Annotated in this window: 16 protein-coding genes; 13 read left to right on the top strand and 3 right to left on the bottom strand. The window is 38.2% G+C overall.

Translation table 11 applies throughout. The features are described from left to right. The first annotated feature begins 173 nt into the window (after nt 1-173). The 11 genes from OC529_RS08110 to OC529_RS08060 all read left to right on the top strand — a co-directional run bounded on the left by OC529_RS08110 (nt 174) and on the right by OC529_RS08060 (nt 12,637). The gene (locus OC529_RS08110; RefSeq protein ID WP_262081917.1) at nt 174-494 is read left to right on the top strand and encodes a PTS lactose/cellobiose transporter subunit IIA; all 321 of its coding nucleotides are present in this window, start codon (nt 174-176) and stop codon (nt 492-494) included. Between the two features lie 33 nt (nt 495-527). Continuing rightward, complete coding sequence (locus OC529_RS08105; protein ID WP_262081916.1) at nt 528-836, top strand: PTS sugar transporter subunit IIB; 309 nt, start codon at nt 528-530, stop codon at nt 834-836. Between the two features lie 16 nt (nt 837-852). Further along, nucleotides 853-2,142: a PTS sugar transporter subunit IIC gene (locus tag OC529_RS08100; protein ID WP_262081915.1), complete on the top strand. Its 1,290-nt coding sequence runs from the start codon at nt 853-855 to the stop codon at nt 2,140-2,142. 160 nt (nt 2,143-2,302) lie between these two features. Continuing rightward, nucleotides 2,303-4,741 (top strand): glycyl radical protein, encoded by a 2,439-nt coding sequence (locus OC529_RS08095; RefSeq protein ID WP_262081914.1) that lies wholly within the window; start codon nt 2,303-2,305, stop codon nt 4,739-4,741. A gap of 18 nt (nt 4,742-4,759) precedes the next feature. Then, nucleotides 4,760-5,428, top strand: a complete 669-nt coding sequence (locus OC529_RS08090) for a fructose-6-phosphate aldolase (RefSeq protein WP_164226680.1) — start codon at nt 4,760-4,762, stop codon at nt 5,426-5,428. 17 nt (nt 5,429-5,445) lie between these two features. After that, on the top strand, nt 5,446-6,534 hold the full coding sequence (locus OC529_RS08085; RefSeq protein ID WP_262081913.1) for a glycerol dehydrogenase: 1,089 nt from the start codon (nt 5,446-5,448) through the stop codon (nt 6,532-6,534). Nucleotides 6,535-6,884: 350 nt separating this feature from the next. After that, nucleotides 6,885-9,386, top strand: coding sequence for a leucine--tRNA ligase (gene leuS / locus OC529_RS08080; protein WP_262081912.1), 2,502 nt, complete (start codon nt 6,885-6,887; stop codon nt 9,384-9,386). A 92-nt stretch (nt 9,387-9,478) separates the two neighbouring features. Next, on the top strand, nt 9,479-9,934 hold the full coding sequence (locus tag OC529_RS08075; protein ID WP_136936651.1) for a MarR family winged helix-turn-helix transcriptional regulator: 456 nt from the start codon (nt 9,479-9,481) through the stop codon (nt 9,932-9,934). 56 nt (nt 9,935-9,990) lie between these two features. Further along, nucleotides 9,991-11,223 carry an acyl-CoA thioester hydrolase/BAAT C-terminal domain-containing protein gene (locus OC529_RS08070; RefSeq protein ID WP_262081911.1) on the top strand — a complete coding sequence of 411 codons (1,233 nt, stop codon included), beginning with the start codon at nt 9,991-9,993 and terminating at the stop codon, nt 11,221-11,223. Between the two features lie 290 nt (nt 11,224-11,513). After that, nucleotides 11,514-12,209 (top strand): GNAT family N-acetyltransferase, encoded by a 696-nt coding sequence (locus OC529_RS08065; RefSeq protein ID WP_262081910.1) that lies wholly within the window; start codon nt 11,514-11,516, stop codon nt 12,207-12,209. An 11-nt stretch (nt 12,210-12,220) separates the two neighbouring features. Next, entirely contained in the window at nt 12,221-12,637 is a 417-nt protein-coding gene (locus OC529_RS08060) for a GNAT family N-acetyltransferase (protein WP_262081909.1), read from the top strand. 849 nt (nt 12,638-13,486) lie between these two features. On the opposite strand, the gene OC529_RS08055 is transcribed toward OC529_RS08060, so the two are convergent. Together OC529_RS08055 and OC529_RS08050 are read right to left on the bottom strand one after the other, a co-directional pair. After that, nucleotides 13,487-13,579, bottom strand: coding sequence for a type I toxin-antitoxin system Fst family toxin (locus OC529_RS08055; protein ID WP_000970296.1), 93 nt, complete (start codon nt 13,577-13,579; stop codon nt 13,487-13,489). A 342-nt stretch (nt 13,580-13,921) separates the two neighbouring features. After that, nucleotides 13,922-14,014 carry a type I toxin-antitoxin system Fst family toxin gene (locus tag OC529_RS08050; RefSeq protein WP_000970294.1) on the bottom strand — a complete coding sequence of 31 codons (93 nt, stop codon included), beginning with the start codon at nt 14,012-14,014 and terminating at the stop codon, nt 13,922-13,924. A gap of 132 nt (nt 14,015-14,146) precedes the next feature. On the opposite strand from OC529_RS08050, the gene ruvB reads away from it, so the two are divergent. Next, nucleotides 14,147-15,145 (top strand): Holliday junction branch migration DNA helicase RuvB, encoded by a 999-nt coding sequence (ruvB, locus tag OC529_RS08045; RefSeq protein ID WP_316043906.1) that lies wholly within the window; start codon nt 14,147-14,149, stop codon nt 15,143-15,145. Further along, nucleotides 15,126-15,698: a nucleotidyltransferase family protein gene (locus OC529_RS08040; RefSeq protein WP_262081908.1), complete on the top strand. Its 573-nt coding sequence runs from the start codon at nt 15,126-15,128 to the stop codon at nt 15,696-15,698. Before ruvB ends, OC529_RS08040 begins: the two co-directional genes overlap by 20 nt. A 514-nt stretch (nt 15,699-16,212) precedes the next feature. Here OC529_RS08040 and OC529_RS08035 read toward each other — a convergent pair. Further along, nucleotides 16,213-17,379 (bottom strand): IS30 family transposase, encoded by a 1,167-nt coding sequence (locus OC529_RS08035; RefSeq protein WP_262081817.1) that lies wholly within the window; start codon nt 17,377-17,379, stop codon nt 16,213-16,215. Between the last annotated feature and the right edge of the window lie 191 nt (nt 17,380-17,570).

Raw genomic sequence — 17,570 nt, 5'->3', positions numbered from 1 at the left:
ATCGTTTTTTATTTTTAATCATTTGCACATTTGTGCTTAAATAAATAAAAATAGTTTATCTGTTGTTTTTAGATTGACAAGTTTATTATGTAGTTGTATTCTATAGTTACAAAAGAAAATTTTAAAATTTCAAATGAAAAAAGCTTTTTACATAGTGAAATGAGGAGGAATTTATGGAAATGATTGTTCCAGATCAAATTATCATGGGTTTAATTTTATATGCTGGCGATGCGAAACAACATATTTATAAAGCGTTAGATTATATAAAAAACGGTACATGTGAACGATGTGAAGAAGAAATCCAGTTAGCTGATGCAGCCTTATTAGAAGCCCATAATCTACAAACAAAATTCTTGGCACAGGAAGCGTCTGGTACAAAGACAGAAATAACAGCTCTCTTTGTTCATTCACAAGATCATCTCATGACTAGTATGACGGAGATTAATTTAATCAAAGAAATTATTAGTTTGAGAAAAGAACTTAATAAAAAATAATACTAGAGTATTAACATAGAGGAGGAAAATATAATGGTGAAGATTGGTTTGTTTTGTGCAGCAGGCTTTTCTACTGGTATGCTTGTAAATAATATGAAAATTGCAGCGCAATCTAGTGGAGTTGAGGCAGAAATAGAGGCGTTTTCTCAGTCTAAGTTAGCGGATTATGCGCCAAATATAGATGTTGCACTATTGGGTCCACAAGTCGCTTATACATTAGATAAATCAAAAGAAATTTGTGATAAGTGTGATATTCCGATAGCTGTTATTCCGATGATGGATTATGGTATGTTAGATGGGAAAAAAGTATTAGATTTAGCCCTATCTTTGATTAATGGGTAAGAAAAGGAGTTTTATTATGGCAAAGATGGATGTTCAGAAAATCATTGCACCAATGATGAAATTTGTGAATATGCGTGGTATTATAGCTCTAAAAGATGGTATGTTGGCTATTTTACCATTAACAGTAGTTGGAAGTTTATTCTTGATTATAGGGCAATTACCCTTTGAAGGATTGAATCAAAGTATTGCTAGTGTATTTGGAGCAAATTGGACAGAGCCTTTTATGCAAGTCTATTCAGGAACTTTTGCGATTATGGGTCTAATTTCTTGTTTTTCAATTGCCTATTCTTATGCTAAGAATAGCGGAGTAGAGGCATTGCCAGCTGGGGTTCTTTCTGTATCTGCATTCTTTATTTTGCTAAGATCGTCTTATATCCCTAAACAAGGTGAGGCGATTGGGGACGCTATTAGTAAAGTTTGGTTTGGAGGTCAAGGAATTATCGGTGCTATCATTATAGGTTTGGTAGTAGGAAGTATTTATACCTTCTTTATAAAGAGAAAAATTGTTATTAAGATGCCAGAACAAGTTCCACAAGCTATTGCGAAACAGTTTGAAGCAATGATTCCAGCATTTGTAATTTTCTTACTTTCTATGATTGTATATATTTTAGCGAGCTCATTGACTAATGGCGGAACATTCATAGAAATGATTTATTCTGCTATTCAAGTTCCATTGCAAGGTTTAACTGGATCTTTGTATGGTGCAATTGGAATTGCATTCTTTATATCATTTTTGTGGTGGTTTGGTGTTCATGGACAATCGGTAGTAAATGGAGTAGTGACAGCTCTGCTTTTATCTAATCTTGATGCTAATAAAGCTATGTTAGCCTCTGGGAATCTATCATTAGAAAATGGTGCACATATTGTTACTCAACAATTTTTAGATTCATTTTTAATTCTATCTGGTTCAGGGATTACGTTTGGACTTGTAGTTGCGATGCTTTTTGCAGCAAAATCGAAACAGTACCAAGCGTTAGGGAAAGTAGCAGCTTTTCCAGCAATATTTAACGTAAATGAGCCAGTTGTATTTGGATTTCCGATTGTCATGAATCCAGTTATGTTTGTACCTTTCATTCTTGTTCCTGTACTTGCAGCTGTTATAGTATATGGAGCTATTGCAACAGGTTTCATGCAGCCATTTTCAGGAGTTACATTACCTTGGAGCACCCCGGCTATTATATCAGGATTTATGGTTGGTGGATGGCAAGGAGTTATTACTCAGCTGGTGATATTAGCGATGTCTACATTAGTTTATTTCCCATTCTTTAAAGTACAGGATCGTTTAGCTTATCAGAATGAAGCATGATAATTCTAAAAAACATTTGTGTATTATCATTAAACACACACATTTGTGCTAAAAATTAGAGAGTTAAAGTTTTTCTAGTTAAAAGCTTGAAATTTTCTAAAAAACCAGGTATTATATTTTCGAAAGAAACAAAAATATTTTCGAAAGAAAGGTGTTTATTATGGTAAATAAAGAAGTAGCAAGAACGACAATCAAGACAGAATATTTTGGTAGCCTTACTGAAAGGATGAACAAATATCGAGAAGATGTTTTAAATAAAAAACCTTATATTGATGCTGAGAGAGCGGTTCTAGCAACACGCGCTTATGATCGATATAAGGAACAACCTAATGTCCTAAAACGCGCCTATATGCTGAAAGAAATTTTGGAAAATATGACTATCTATATCGAAGAAGAATCTATGATTGCGGGAAATCAAGCTTCTTCCAATAAAGATGCTCCTATTTTTCCAGAATATACGCTAGAATTTGTTCTCAATGAGTTGGATCTTTTTGAAAAGCGTGATGGAGATGTTTTCTATATTACTGAAGAAACAAAAGAACAACTTAGAAGTATTGCTCCGTTTTGGGAAAATAATAATTTACGTGCTAGAGCTGGTGCCTTGTTACCTGAAGAAGTGTCTGTTTATATGGAAACAGGATTCTTCGGTATGGAAGGTAAGATGAATTCTGGAGATGCTCACTTAGCAGTTAACTATCAGAAACTGTTGCAATTTGGTTTAAGAGGTTTTGAAGAGCGAGCTCGTAAAGCGAAAGCAGCTCTAGATTTAACAGATCCAGCAAGTATTGATAAATATCATTTTTACGACTCTATAGTTATCGTAATCGATGCTATTAAAGTATATGCAAATCGCTTTGTTGCTCTTGCTAAAAATTTAGCTGAAAATGCAAATCCTAAACGTAAGAAAGAATTACTTGAGATTGCAGATATTTGCTCTAGAGTCCCATATGAACCGGCAACTACTTTTGCAGAAGCTATTCAATCAGTTTGGTTTATTCAATGTATTTTACAAATTGAATCTAATGGCCACTCTCTTTCATATGGTCGTTTTGATCAATATATGTATCCATATATGAAGGCTGATTTAGAAAGTGGTAAAGAAACAGAAGATAGCATTGTTGAACGTCTGACAAATCTTTGGATTAAGACAATTACAATTAATAAGGTTCGCAGTCAAGCACATACATTTTCTTCAGCAGGAAGTCCTTTATATCAAAATGTTACAATTGGTGGACAGACTCGAGATAAGAAGGATGCTGTTAACCCATTATCTTATTTGGTATTAAAATCAGTTGCACAAACCCATCTACCGCAACCTAATCTAACTGTACGTTACCATGCAGGTTTAGATGCTCGTTTCATGAATGAGTGTATTGAAGTGATGAAACTTGGTTTTGGTATGCCTGCATTTAATAATGATGAGATTATTATTCCTTCTTTTATTGCAAAAGGAGTATTGGAAGATGATGCTTATGATTACAGTGCCATTGGATGTGTTGAAACGGCAGTTCCAGGGAAATGGGGCTATCGTTGCACAGGTATGAGTTATATGAACTTCCCTAAGGTTCTACTTATCACGATGAATGATGGAATTGATCCGGCTTCGGGTAAACGGTTTGCACCAAGCTTTGGTCATTTTAAGGATATGAAGAACTTTTCTGAATTAGAAAATGCTTGGGATAAAACACTAAGATATTTGACACGAATGAGTGTTATTGTTGAAAATTCTATTGATTTATCATTGGAACGAGAAGTTCCTGATATTCTATGTTCAGCATTGACTGATGACTGTATTGGTCGTGGAAAACACCTGAAAGAAGGTGGAGCAGTATATGATTATATATCAGGTTTGCAAGTTGGAATTGCAAATTTGTCGGATTCATTAGCTGCAATTAAAAAATTGGTATTTGAGGAAGAACGTATAAGCCCAAGTCAGCTTTGGCATGCACTGGAAACAGATTATGCCGGAGAAGAGGGTAAGGTCATTCAAGAAATGTTGATTCATGATGCACCTAAGTACGGTAATGATGATGATTATGCTGACAAATTGGTTACTGCTGCTTATGACATTTATGTTGATGAAATTGCTAAATATCCTAATACACGTTATGGAAGAGGTCCTATTGGAGGGATTCGTTATTCAGGAACATCTTCTATCTCAGCCAACGTAGGGCAGGGATGTGGAACATTAGCAACTCCAGATGGACGCAACGCGGGTACACCGTTAGCAGAAGGTTGTTCACCATCACATAATATGGATCAACACGGCCCTACATCTGTTTTAAAATCTGTTTCAAAATTACCAACAGATGAAATCGTAGGTGGGGTTCTCTTAAATCAGAAAGTAAATCCTCAAACCTTAGCCAAAGAAGAAGATAAATTAAAACTAATTGCTTTGTTACGAACATTCTTTAATCGTTTACATGGGTACCATATTCAATACAATGTTGTTTCCAGAGAGACGTTGATTGACGCTCAGAAACATCCTGAAAAACACAGAGACTTAATTGTTCGTGTTGCAGGATACTCTGCATTCTTCAATGTTCTTTCTAAGGCAACCCAAGATGATATTATAGGACGTACTGAGCATACATTGTAAAATAAAGAGGTTCTTTTTATGGAATTTATGCTTGACACATTAAATTTAGATGAGATTAAAAAATGGTCTGAAATTTTACCGCTAGCTGGGGTAACTTCAAATCCCACTATTGCAAAAAGAGAGGGTTCTATTAATTTTTTTGAACGAATCAAAGATGTGAGAGAATTGATTGGCTCTGCACCCTCTATTCATGTTCAGGTGATTTCTCAAGATTTTGAAGGCATCTTAAAGGATGCTCATGAAATTCGGAGACAAGCAGGAGATGATATATTTATCAAAGTACCTGTTACTCCAGCTGGATTACGTGCAATAAAGGTGCTAAAAAAAGAGGGCTACCATATCACTGCAACAGCTATTTATACAGTTATTCAGGGATTATTAGCTATCGAAGCAGGAGCGGATTACCTAGCTCCATATTATAATAGAATGGAAAATCTGAACATTGATTCAAATTCTGTCATTCGTCAATTAGCTCTTGCTATTGATAGACAGAACTCTCCTAGTAAGATTTTAGCTGCATCCTTTAAAAATGTAGCACAAGTAAATAATGCTTTAGCTGCAGGTGCGCATGCTGTTACAGCAGGAGCAGATGTTTTTGAATCAGCTTTCGCCATGCCATCTATCCAAAAGGCGGTTGATGATTTTTCTGACGACTGGTTTGTTACTCAACATAGTCGTTCCATTTAGGTAGAAAGGAAACAAACATGAGAATTTTTGCTAGTCCTTCGAGATATATTCAAGGGGAAAATGCCTTGTTCGAAAATGCCAAATCAATATTGGATTTGGGGAATCGTCCTATTCTATTATGCGATCAGTTGGTTTATGATATTGTTGGAAAACGATTTGAAGATTACCTACATAGGTATGGTTTCCATATTGTTCTAGCCAAGTTTAATGGTGAAGCTTCTGACAATGAAATCAATCGAGTTGTTGACTTGGCTGAGAAAGAAAATTGTGATAGTATTATCGGTCTTGGTGGGGGAAAGACGATTGATAGCGCAAAAGCTATTGCAGATTTGATTGAAAAGCCTGTTATTATTGCTCCAACAATTGCATCGACCGACGCACCTGTATCTGCTTTATCTGTTATTTATACAGATGAAGGTGCATTTGATCATTATCTATTTTATTCTAAAAATCCAGATTTAGTTTTGGTTGATACAAAAGTTATTTCACAAGCCCCTAAGCGTTTATTAGCGTCTGGTATTGCAGATGGTTTAGCAACTTGGGTTGAGGCGCGTGCGGTTATGCAGGCAAATGGAAAAACTATGTTAGGACAACAGCAAACGTTGGCTGGAGTTGCAATTGCGAAGAAATGTGAAGAAACGCTGTTTGCAGATGGTTTACAGGCTATGGCAGCTTGTGAAGCTAAAGTGGTGACACCAGCATTAGAAAATATTGTTGAAGCTAATACTTTATTGAGCGGCCTAGGTTTTGAAAGTGGAGGATTAGCTGCGGCGCATGCAATTCATAATGGTTTTACTGCATTGACAGGTGACATACATCATTTAACACATGGTGAAAAAGTAGCTTATGGAACTTTGGTACAACTATTATTGGAAAATAGACCTAAAGAAGAACTTGATAAGTATATTGAGTTTTACAAAAAAATTGGTATGCCAACAACTCTAAAAGAAATGCATTTAGATCAAGTTGGATATGATGATTTAATAAAAGTTGGTAAACAAGCAACTATGGAGGGTGAGACAATCCATCAGATGCCGTTTAAGATTTCGCCTTCAGATGTTGCTCAAGCTATCATCGCTGTAGACGCCTATGTAAATTCAAAATAAACAATAAGGACTACTGTTTTCCAAATGGTAGTCTTTTATTGATTCTCGTATTGAATTCTACGTTCTTCATAAATTAAAAAGCGACACAGGTTGTCGGCTATTTACTATAAATACATTAATTAGCATTCCAGTCGTATCTTCGGTCTAAAATTAGTATTTTGTGTTATAAGAGATAAGCTTCTTATTTGGCTCTTTGATTTCCCGTATAACAATAAGATAAAAAAGTGGGAGATAGAGTAATTCAGAGTCATCAAAATTGATGAAATACAGTATATAGTTTTTTCTTTTAACACATTTCAAATTCTCTCAAAAATGGTATAATAGTAACATCACAAAATTGGAGAGAGACCATGAGTTTTTACAATCATAAAGAAATTGAGCCTAAGTGGCAGGGCTACTGGGCAGAACATCATACATTTAAGACAGGAACAGATGTATCAAAACCGAAGTTTTATGCTCTTGATATGTTCCCTTATCCGTCTGGAGCGGGTCTTCACGTAGGACACCCAGAAGGTTATACCGCAACGGATATACTCAGCCGTTACAAACGTGCGCAAGGCTACAATGTCCTTCACCCAATGGGTTGGGATGCTTTTGGTTTGCCTGCAGAGCAGTACGCTATGGATACAGGTAATGACCCAGCAGAATTTACGGCTGAAAATATTGCCAACTTCAAACGCCAAATCAATGCGCTTGGATTTTCTTACGACTGGGATCGTGAAGTCAATACGACAGATCCAAACTACTACAAGTGGACTCAATGGATTTTCACTAAGCTTTACGAAAAAGGCTTGGCCTATGAAGCGGAAGTACCAGTAAACTGGGTTGAGGAATTGGGAACAGCCATTGCTAACGAAGAGGTTCTTCCTGACGGAACTTCTGAGCGTGGAGGCTATCCAGTTGTCCGCAAACCAATGCGTCAATGGATGCTTAAAATTACGGCCTATGCGGAGCGTTTGCTTAATGACTTGGATGAACTTGATTGGCCAGAGTCTATCAAGGACATGCAGCGCAACTGGATTGGTAAATCAACTGGTGCTAATGTAACTTTTAAAGTTAAGGGAACAGACAAGGAATTCACCGTCTTTACCACTCGTCCTGATACTCTTTTCGGTGCGACTTTCACTGTTTTGGCTCCTGAGCATGAATTGGTTGACGCTATCACAAGTCCAGAGCAAGCAGAGGCTGTAGCAGACTACAAACACCAAGCTAGTCTCAAGTCTGACTTGGCTCGTACCGATCTTGCTAAAGAAAAAACAGGGGTTTGGACTGGTGCTTATGCAGTCAACCCTGTCAATGGTAAGGAAATTCCAATCTGGATTGCCGACTATGTTCTTGCTAGTTATGGGACAGGTGCGGTAATGGCTGTGCCAGCCCACGATCAACGTGACTGGGAATTTGCCAAACAATTTGACCTTCCAATCGTCGAAGTACTTGAAGGTGGAAATGTTGAAGAAGCTGCCTACACAGAAGATGGCCTTCATGTTAATTCAGCCTTCCTAGATGGACTCAACAAAGAAGACGCAATTGCTAAGATTGTGGCTTGGTTGGAAGAGAAAGGTTGTGGACAAGAGAAGGTTACCTACCGTCTCCGCGACTGGCTCTTTAGCCGTCAACGTTACTGGGGTGAGCCCATTCCAATCATTCATTGGGAAGATGGAACTTCAACAGCTGTTCCTGAAAATGAATTGCCACTCGTCTTGCCAGTAACCAAGGATATCCGTCCTTCAGGTACCGGTGAAAGTCCACTAGCTAACTTGACAGATTGGCTTGAAGTGACTCGTGAAGATGGTGTCAAAGGTCGTCGTGAAACAAATACTATGCCACAGTGGGCAGGTTCAAGCTGGTACTACCTCCGCTATATCGATCCACATAACACTGAGAAATTAGCCGATGAGGATCTTCTCAAACAATGGTTGCCAGTAGATATCTACGTGGGAGGTGCGGAACATGCTGTACTTCACTTGCTTTACGCTCGCTTTTGGCACAAATTCCTCTATGACCTCGGTGTTGTTCCGACTAAGGAACCATTCCAAAAACTCTTTAACCAAGGAATGATTTTGGGAACAAGCTACCGTGACCACCGTGGCGCTCTTGTGGCGACTGACAAGGTTGAAAAACGTGACGGTTCCTTCTTCCATGTGGAAACAGGGGAAGAGTTGGAGCAAGCACCAGCCAAGATGTCTAAATCGCTTAAGAACGTTGTTAACCCAGACGATGTGGTGGAACAATACGGTGCTGACACCCTTCGTGTTTATGAAATGTTTATGGGACCACTTGATGCTTCGATTGCTTGGTCAGAAGAAGGTCTGGAAGGAAGCCGTAAATTCCTTGACCGTGTTTACCGCTTGATTACAAGTAAAGAAATCCTTGCAGAAAACAATGGCTCTCTCGACAAGGTTTACAACGAAACCGTTAAAGCTGTCACAGAGCAAATCGAATCATTGAAATTCAACACAGCCATTGCCCAACTTATGGTCTTTGTCAACGCTGCCAACAAGGAAGACAAACTTTATGTAGACTACGCTAAAGGCTTTATCCAATTGATTGCGCCATTTGCGCCTCACTTGGCAGAAGAACTCTGGCAAACTGTTGCAGCAACTGGCGAATCTATCTCTTATGTAGCTTGGCCAACATGGGACGAAAGCAAATTGGTTGAAGACGAAATCGAAATCGTCGTTCAAATCAAAGGAAAAGTTCGTGCCAAACTCATGGTTGCTAAAGACCTATCACGCGAAGAATTGCAAGAAATTGCTCTCGCTGATGAAAAAGTCAAAGCAGAAATTGACGGTAAGGAAATCGTGAAAGTGATTGCGGTACCGAATAAATTAGTTAACATTGTTGTGAAATAAGATAGGAATCCTTCAGAGTAGAATCTGGAGGATTTTTTATTTGACAGGAAGTTTCTATTTTGTTAATATGATTAACAAAGGGAAGAGAGATTATGGATAAAAAAGAATTTATTGCATTTAATAATCGCTTCAATAGATTTATTTTAGCGTTTGACCAGTTAAAAAAAAATCAACATAAAAGTGGTGTTGACAAATCTATTACGTTGAATGAGGTGCATTTGATTGTTGTGATTGGGAAAAATCAACCCTTAAATCTAGTAAAATTATCTGAATTATTAGAAGTTTCGAGAAGTGCAATAACTCAAAGTGTTAGAAGATTGATTCAAAAAAATTTAGTTGTTTTTGATTTTGATCCGAATAATGGGAAAAATAAATATTTGAGATTATCTGAAAAAGGCATCGAAATTTTTAAAATCCATAAGGAGCAACAAGCATATATTGAAAAATCAATCTTTTCAGTTTTAAACAACTATAGCGAGGTGGAACTTAAAACAGTTGTGAAATTGATGGATGATATTGAAAAGGTGTGGGGAGAATTACCGTGGTAAAAGTCACGGTAAATTTCAAATATAATTGTTAAGTAAATTAACAAAAAGGAGAAGACATGACTGTAAACATAGAACTGATTTCACAAACAGATTTAGCGGATGAATCTTTTTATATTGCTATTAATGGTTTAGAACCAAGGGCAATGTATTGTGTAGAAATGTACCTGTCTGATTATTACTGTATAAATGCTCCCTTGCTTTTAGATCATGATGTTATATGGAAATCAACTGCCATTTTTTTATCTGATCAGGACGGTATGATTGCTACCTCTCAGACAGCATCTATTTCAGGATCTTATAAAGGCGTTTCAGAAATGGGCTTATTCTTTAATGCGAAGCCGTTAAAGAATAGGAAAAGGAGATTACCTAGTTCTCTTGATAGAATTCCATTGCGAGATTATTTTGGTATTGAAATTAAAATCAGGCTGGGGAAAGATGTGGTCGCGGAGCAAAGTTTTGTAAGGCGTTATATGAATCTGGGAATAAGGTATCAAGATATTTATGACAAGCATTTTCAAGGTCGATTATTTTATGATGAAAAGTTAAGAAGGGCGCCAGCCGTGATTATTGTTAGCGGTAGTGAGGGAAGAATTGAAAAAGCTCAGAATATTGCCCAACTTTTATCTTCTAGGGGCTATATTTGTCTTGCGATAGCTTATTTTGGTTTAGAGGGATTACCCCCAAATTTAGAACGCATTCCGATAGAATCTCTGGAAGAGGCGAAAGATTTTCTATATCATCATCCTCAAGTTGATAATACAAAAATAGGAATATATGGTCGCTCTAAAGGAGCAGAGCTTGTTCTGGCTGGACAAAGTATTTTGGAAGATGTGCAATGTTTGGTACTCAATTCCCCCTCAAATGTAATATTTGAGGGAATAAAGGGAAAACTCAACTCTCATTCATCTTCTTGGACATATTTACAAAAGGAACTTCCGTATCAAAAATTTCAGTTAGGAAATTATTTGTTAAACAAGTTTTTTGGAAAACAGATTCCTGAAGACAGTAGGGCTCAGATTGATGTGAGTAAAATTGCCTCTCCTTTATTATTACTAGGAAGTGATGTTGATGAAATATGGAATGCATCATCCGCGATAGATGATATCATTTCACATTATAAAGGGGAACCCATTTTGTTTAAAAAATATCATGAAACAGGGCATATGTTGACGGTTGCTTATCAACCGAATCATCGTTATCGAAAAGATTGGCGCTTATTAATGAAAGAAAGTGTAGACTCTTGGTTTGCTACGATAAATTTTTTTGATAGACATCTGAAAAATTTGTAGATAGTGCTGAACCGTACTATAATAGCCCGAACTAAGATAAAAACACAGTTCTGATTGGTAGTCAACTATACAAAAGCAAACACTAAAACAAGAGAAATTTGAATACAAACAGTAAAAAATGGAGAGAAGCACCAGGGATATTAACTCACTCGTTTCCATACTTGATTATTTCTCTATAAAATGGTGGCTTATAAGAGGAGTTTGCATTGTTGAAGCGAAAACCAAGTGTTTCCTAGAATTTTCATTGAGATATGTTATACTATATTCAATGAATGAACAAGGAGAAAACAATGCCAGTAAATGAATATGGTCAGATGATTGGTGAGTCAATGGAAGCTTATACACCAGGTGAATTGCCTTCTATTGATTTCTTAGAAGGGCGTTATGCTCGGATAGAGGCTCTCTCGGTAGAAAGACATGCGGAGGATTTGCTAGCTGTTTATGGCCCGGATACGCCTCGGGAGATGTGGACCTACCTTTTTCAGGAGCCAGTAGCAGATATGGAGGAACTGGTCAGCCTTTTAAATCAGATGTTGGCTCGTAAGGACCGTTTTTACTATGCAATCATAGACAAGGCGACTGGTAAGGCTTTGGGAACTTTTTCTCTCATGCGCATTGACCAGAATAACCGAGTAATAGAAGTCGGAGCAGTCACTTTTTCTCCAGTGCTCAAGGGGACACGGATAGGGACAGAAGCCCAGTATCTCTTGGCTTGCTATGTCTTTGAGGAGCTTAACTATCGTCGCTATGAGTGGAAATGCGATGCTCTTAACCTGCCATCAAGACGAGCTGCGGAGCGTTTGGGATTTATTTATGAAGGAACCTTCCGTCAGGCAGTGGTTTATAAGGGACGGACGAGGGATACGGATTGGTTGTCTATGATTGATAAGGACTGGCCCAAAGTCAAAGCTCGTTTGGAAATATGGTTGCGTCCTAAAAACTTTGATAAAAATGGACAGCAGTACAAGAGCTTGAGAGAGCTTTAAGAGGTGTTGAGATGATTACTATTAAAAAGCAAGAAATTGTCAAGCTAGAGGATGTTTTACATCTCTATCAGGCTGTCGGTTGGACAAATTATACCCATCAACCAGAGATGCTGGAGCAGGCCTTATCTCATTCATTAGTAATTTATCTGGCACTTGATGGTGATGCTGTAGTGGGCTTGATTCGTTTGGTTGGAGATGGTTTTTCATCAGTTTTTGTACAGGATTTGATTGTTTTGCCTAGCTATCAGCGCCAAGGGATTGGTAGCTCCTTGATGAAAGAGGCTTTAGAAAATTTTAAAGAGGCCTATCAAGTCCAGCTGGTGACAGAAGAGACAGAAAAAAACGTGGGATTTTATCGTTCTATGGGCTTTGAAATCTTATCCACCTATGATTGTATAGGAATGACTTGGGCGAATCGAGAAAAATAACAAAACTTGTTTTTTCTTAAGCAAAGTTTAAGGATGGTCCAGTATCATATAGTCATTAAATAAAGACCTCCTAACTTTATTTAATGAAATCCTAAAACTTTTTTTCATCATAATCTCCTAATGAAGTCACCTAATCAGGTGACTTTTTTGTGGGGTGAGGTGATGCTGATAGAAATTTTTAAAAAATGCTAGAATTTGAGAAAAGTTAAGCTAGTTTTAAGCTTTGTCTTGTATCATATAGTTATTAAATAAAGACCTCCTAACTTTATTTAATAAAATCCTAAACTTTTCTTTTTCATAATAATCTCCCTTAACTCCACCCAATCAGGTGGAGTTTTTTGGCTCTATTTCAGGCTTTTTGGGACTATTCTAAAAATCATTTTTCGATATTTTTCGGTATTTTTCGGATTTTGGTCGGGGAATTGGCGGGGACTTTTTGAGATTTTGGCGGGGATTTTTTAGCGAATATGACTAAGAAATAGGTCGGTTGTCGCTTCAGCTATTTCAAACTCAATTTGATTGTAAGCGACTGTTAATTGAAGGACTGAAACTGCTGTAATAATGATTTTGCTTGTCCAGTAGTGGCGTATTAAATGAGGAGTGACATGTAAGGTTGTCTATTCGTTTACTAAATCAAAATTTCTATGAAATTGATAGAATCCCTAATTTTCTCTTAAACTTGAAAGTCTTGTTGTAAAGCGGTTAAAGCTTGAGAAGCTGAGGATGTAAAGTTTTGACAAATTTTGTGAACTATGGGATAATGGAGAGGAATTAAGGATTAGTTCTATATCATGGACTAGAAAAGACCCCAAGCTAACTTCCACATTAAGCTTGGGGTCTTTTTTGACACTATCTATCTTTGTTTAGCCATTTATCGACTAAGCGAAGAACAACACCGACCACAATTGGTCCGATGATAGTTTTAAGGATTAGTTCCATCATGGGCTATCTCACCTCCTTTCGTAGGCGGTGTAGTAGTGCCGTATAATATTATACCACATGAATGTTAAACTCGGGAGGCACCCAATCAGGTGGAGTTTTTTGGCTCTATTTCAGGATTTTGGGGAGTATTTTAAACATCATTTTCCGATAACTTTTACTTAATCTTATAAACTTTATTGGACAGATTCTAAAGTTGGAGAAGCTGAGTAGATTAGGATATAAATCTTTGACAAATTTTGTGAACTATGGGATAATAAAAGGGAATTAAGTATTGTGTCTATATCATAGGATAGAAAAGACCCCAAGCTAACTTCCACATTAAGCTTGGGGTCTTTTTTGACACTATCTATCTTTGTTTAGCCATTTATCGACTAAGCGAAGGATGACACCGACCACAATCGGTCCGATGATAGTTTTAAGGATTAGTTCCATCATGGGCTATCTCACCTCCTTTCGTAGGCGGTGTAGCAGTGCCGTAGAATATTATACCACATAAGTGTTGAACTCGGGAGGCACCAATCCAGTGGCTTTTTTGTTTGTGGCTTGGATTTTTGATATAATAGAGCTATGAGTAGAATTTTAGACAATGAGATAATGGGGGATGAGGAGTTAGTAGAACGCACGCTCCGTCCTCAGTATTTACGTGAATATATTGGACAGGATAAGGTCAAGGATCAGCTTCAAATCTTTATCGAAGCCGCTAAAATGCGGGATGAAGCGCTGGATCATGTCCTCCTTTTCGGGCCTCCAGGTTTGGGGAAGACGACCATGGCCTGTGTTATTGCCAACGAACTGGGTGTCAATCTAAAGCAGACGTCGGGTCCTGTTATCGAAAAAGCTGGTGATCTGGTAGCGATTTTGAATGACTTAGAGCCTGGGGATGTCCTCTTTATTGACGAGATTCATCGCTTGCCTATGTCGGTGGAAGAGGTACTTTATAGTGCCATGGAGGACTTTTATATCGACATCATGATTGGGGCTGGTGAAGGCAGTCGCAGTGTTCATTTGGAGTTGCCACCTTTTACCTTGATTGGTGCGACGACTCGAGCTGGTATGCTCTCAAATCCTCTACGGGCACGTTTTGGGATTACAGGTCATATGGAGTATTATGCCCATGCTGACTTGACGGAAATTGTCGAGCGGACGGCAGATATTTTTGAGATGGAAATTACTCATGAGGCAGCATCTGAGTTAGCCTTACGTAGTCGTGGGACTCCTCGTATTGCCAATCGTCTCCTCAAGCGCGTGCGCGATTTTGCCCAGATTATGGGGGATGGGGTTATCGATGATCTTATTACCGATAAGGCTTTGACCATGCTGGATGTTGACCATGAAGGCTTGGACTATGTGGACCAAAAAATCCTTCGCACCATGATTGAGATGTATGGTGGCGGTCCTGTCGGTCTAGGAACTCTTTCTGTGAATATCGCTGAAGAGCGTGAGACGGTAGAAGATATGTACGAACCCTACCTCATCCAGAAAGGTTTTATTATGCGGACACGTTCTGGTCGTGTGGCAACGGCTAAGGCCTACGAACATTTAGGGTATGAATACAGTGAAAAATGAGCAAGAAATCCTAAAAGCTTTCAGAGAAGATTCGGATATAATGACCATTCTGACTATCATCCGAGACCTTGATTTAAAAGACTCGTGGTTGGCAGCAGGTTCTGTCAGAAATTTTATCTGGAATCTTTTGTCAGAGAAACCAGCTTTTGACCGTGAAACGGATGTGGATGTGATTTTCTTTGACCCAGATGTGAGTTATGAAGAAACGCTGGCTATAGAGAACAAGTTGAGAGCGGATTTTTCTCAGTACCAGTGGGAATTGAAAAATCAGGTCTATATGCACCAGCACAGTCCGCACACTGCTCCCTATAGTAGCTCTTGTGACGCTATGAGTAAGTATCCAGAACGGTGTACGGCGGTTGGGCTCCGTTTGAATGAAGACTCTGCTTTAGAATTTTTTACTCCTTATGGACTCGAGGATATTGTGAATTTTCAAGTTCGTCCAACTCCTCATTTTTTAGAGAATCAAGACCGAATGCAGCTCTATCAAACACGTCTATCCAAGAAAAATTGGCATGAGAAATGGGAAAATTTGATTTTTAAAAATACTTAAGGAAACTTTAAGCTAGGAAGTGTATACTAAGTACATAAGTTAAGAAGACCTTAACTTAAACTCCTAAAACTTTTTCATAATAATCTCCCTATAAAAAATAAAGTCGCCCAATCAGGCGGCTTATTTTTTTGAAAAATGGGCTTTGCGCCTGAGAATAATACTCAATGAAAATCAAAGAGCAAACTAGGAAGCTAGCCGCAGGTTGCTCAAAACACTGTTTTGAGGTTGTAGATAGAGCTGACGTGGTTTGAAGAGATTTTCGGGTAAATTCCCAAACTAAGTTCCACCGCTAATCCAAGTGGAAGTTAGTCTGATAAAAATCCTAAAAACCAGTGGAAATCCGTGTCAGGGTAAGTTCCACTGGTTTTAAATATGCTTGATTTTATTGTTTTTGTAGCCGAAAGGAATCGAAAAAAAGAGCGCACAAAATCCCCTCATCTGAAAGCGTTTCAGATTAAGTTCCGCTATGGTGGAAGTTAGTGTGAGACGTTTGAATAGGGTTTTAGGTTAGTTTTTAGAACTTATGTTGGAGTAATGTAGACGACTGACAGACGTCTTCTGCAGGTATTTTAGAAATGCCGAGAAGCTTAGGAATTTCTTCTCCATAAGTAAAGGCAAAGAGTTCATAAGCTGACTTTCCATTCAAAGCAGCACGTTTGACGCTGTTGACATGAGAGCAGACGAGATTGATGTCCTCTTGAGTTAAGTTGTCAAAGGAAATTCCCTTTGTTAGGATGTCGCGAATCAAGGTGTGATTTTTCTCGATTCTCCCTTTCTGGTCAGAGCGATTAGGGTCACAAAAGAAGAGTTTACTCTCTCCTCGCACATCCATTTCGATGTCATCAACCCTTGCAAACTCTCCACCATTATCGGTAAGAATGACAGGGAAGAGTTGGAAGAAATCTTTGTCAGCTTGGTGAAGAGTGTTCTTGATGTCATAGAGGTGTTTGGTAACCTCAAGGGCAGTTTTATTATCCAGCAGTCTAGCGAAGATACAGTTACAGAAAGATAGATTGAAGGTGAGTAGGACTTTACCTCCCATTCTGCCCATAACGGTATCCATTTCTAGCCAAGAGTCTAGTTGATTAAGGGTTAAATAATTTAGGAAATCCTCATAGGAACGGCCTTTTTTAGCTTCTTTAGGGATGGGAGGTAGCTTACTTTTTCTTCGTTCTTTAAATTTAACGGCTCTGGTTAGGTCAATAGGAGCGATAGACAGGTAACCTTTTCGGATGTGTCGATAGACAGTTGAGGAGCTGACATCAAGATTGTGAGTTTTGAGGATATGATAGATGTGTTGTCCCTTTTTAACACCATCAGAAATGACTTTGTCCATGTCCCAGAAGGTCTTAGAATTGAGGGGAGTTCCTTCACGAGCTTCTACAAGAGTTTGTTCGTATTGTTTTTGAGCTTGTTTAGCGAGGTAGAAGATTTTTTTAAATCCACAATTTTGTCTTCTTTTAGGACAGCCGTTACAGACAAAGGGAGCCTTGTCGAGTAGAGGGCAAGGAAGGTTATGGCCTGTAGACTCTCGGACTTGTCTGTTTCGTTTGACTTCTTTGGAAACAGTAGTCGGGTCTTTTAGAATAAGTTGCCCGATCGCTTTGAAGGTTTCACCGCGCTCTAAGCCCAGTTGGATATCATTACGGTCTGAAAGGGTAAGATGTTTATGTTTTGTCATAGTAGACCTCATTTCTAACTCAAACGTCTCACACTTAATTCCACCATAAAAATCCGTTTTAGACTAACTTCCACTTTGGATAGGCAAGTGGAAGTTACTTTGAGAAGTTAGCGAAGAGATTTTCGAAGAGTATAAATAGCTTAGTGATAGAAGAAAATAGGGAAATATGGTATAATGAAACGATAGATTTT

It is taken from the genome of Streptococcus sp. Marseille-Q5855, from assembly GCF_946901985.1.
Lineage (GTDB): Bacteria > Bacillota > Bacilli > Lactobacillales > Streptococcaceae > Streptococcus.
The sequence above is the reverse complement of the archived record's forward strand: the minus strand, read 5'-3'. Positions and strand labels throughout refer to the sequence as shown.

Excerpts from the sequence above, each read along its gene's own strand:
- OC529_RS08100 (WP_262081915.1), top strand. The coding sequence starts at position 853 with ATGGCAAAGATGGATGTTCAGAAAATCATTGCACCAATGATGAAATTT.
- ruvB (WP_316043906.1), top strand. The coding sequence starts at position 14,147 with ATGAGTAGAATTTTAGACAATGAGATAATGGGGGATGAGGAGTTAGTA.
- leuS (WP_262081912.1), top strand. The coding sequence starts at position 6,885 with ATGAGTTTTTACAATCATAAAGAAATTGAGCCTAAGTGGCAGGGCTAC.
- OC529_RS08105 (WP_262081916.1), top strand. The coding sequence starts at position 528 with ATGGTGAAGATTGGTTTGTTTTGTGCAGCAGGCTTTTCTACTGGTATG.
- OC529_RS08070 (WP_262081911.1), top strand. The coding sequence starts at position 9,991 with ATGACTGTAAACATAGAACTGATTTCACAAACAGATTTAGCGGATGAA.
- OC529_RS08090 (WP_164226680.1), top strand. The coding sequence starts at position 4,760 with ATGGAATTTATGCTTGACACATTAAATTTAGATGAGATTAAAAAATGG.
- OC529_RS08060 (WP_262081909.1), top strand. The coding sequence starts at position 12,221 with ATGATTACTATTAAAAAGCAAGAAATTGTCAAGCTAGAGGATGTTTTA.
- OC529_RS08095 (WP_262081914.1), top strand. The coding sequence starts at position 2,303 with ATGGTAAATAAAGAAGTAGCAAGAACGACAATCAAGACAGAATATTTT.
- OC529_RS08110 (WP_262081917.1), top strand. The coding sequence starts at position 174 with ATGGAAATGATTGTTCCAGATCAAATTATCATGGGTTTAATTTTATAT.
- OC529_RS08085 (WP_262081913.1), top strand. The coding sequence starts at position 5,446 with ATGAGAATTTTTGCTAGTCCTTCGAGATATATTCAAGGGGAAAATGCC.
- OC529_RS08050 (WP_000970294.1), bottom strand. The coding sequence starts at position 14,014 with ATGATGGAACTAATCCTTAAAACTATCATCGGACCGATTGTGGTCGGT.
- OC529_RS08040 (WP_262081908.1), top strand. The coding sequence starts at position 15,126 with ATGAATACAGTGAAAAATGAGCAAGAAATCCTAAAAGCTTTCAGAGAA.
- OC529_RS08065 (WP_262081910.1), top strand. The coding sequence starts at position 11,514 with ATGCCAGTAAATGAATATGGTCAGATGATTGGTGAGTCAATGGAAGCT.
- OC529_RS08055 (WP_000970296.1), bottom strand. The coding sequence starts at position 13,579 with ATGATGGAACTAATCCTTAAAACTATCATCGGACCAATTGTGGTCGGT.
- OC529_RS08075 (WP_136936651.1), top strand. The coding sequence starts at position 9,479 with ATGGATAAAAAAGAATTTATTGCATTTAATAATCGCTTCAATAGATTT.
- OC529_RS08035 (WP_262081817.1), bottom strand. The coding sequence starts at position 17,379 with ATGACAAAACATAAACATCTTACCCTTTCAGACCGTAATGATATCCAA.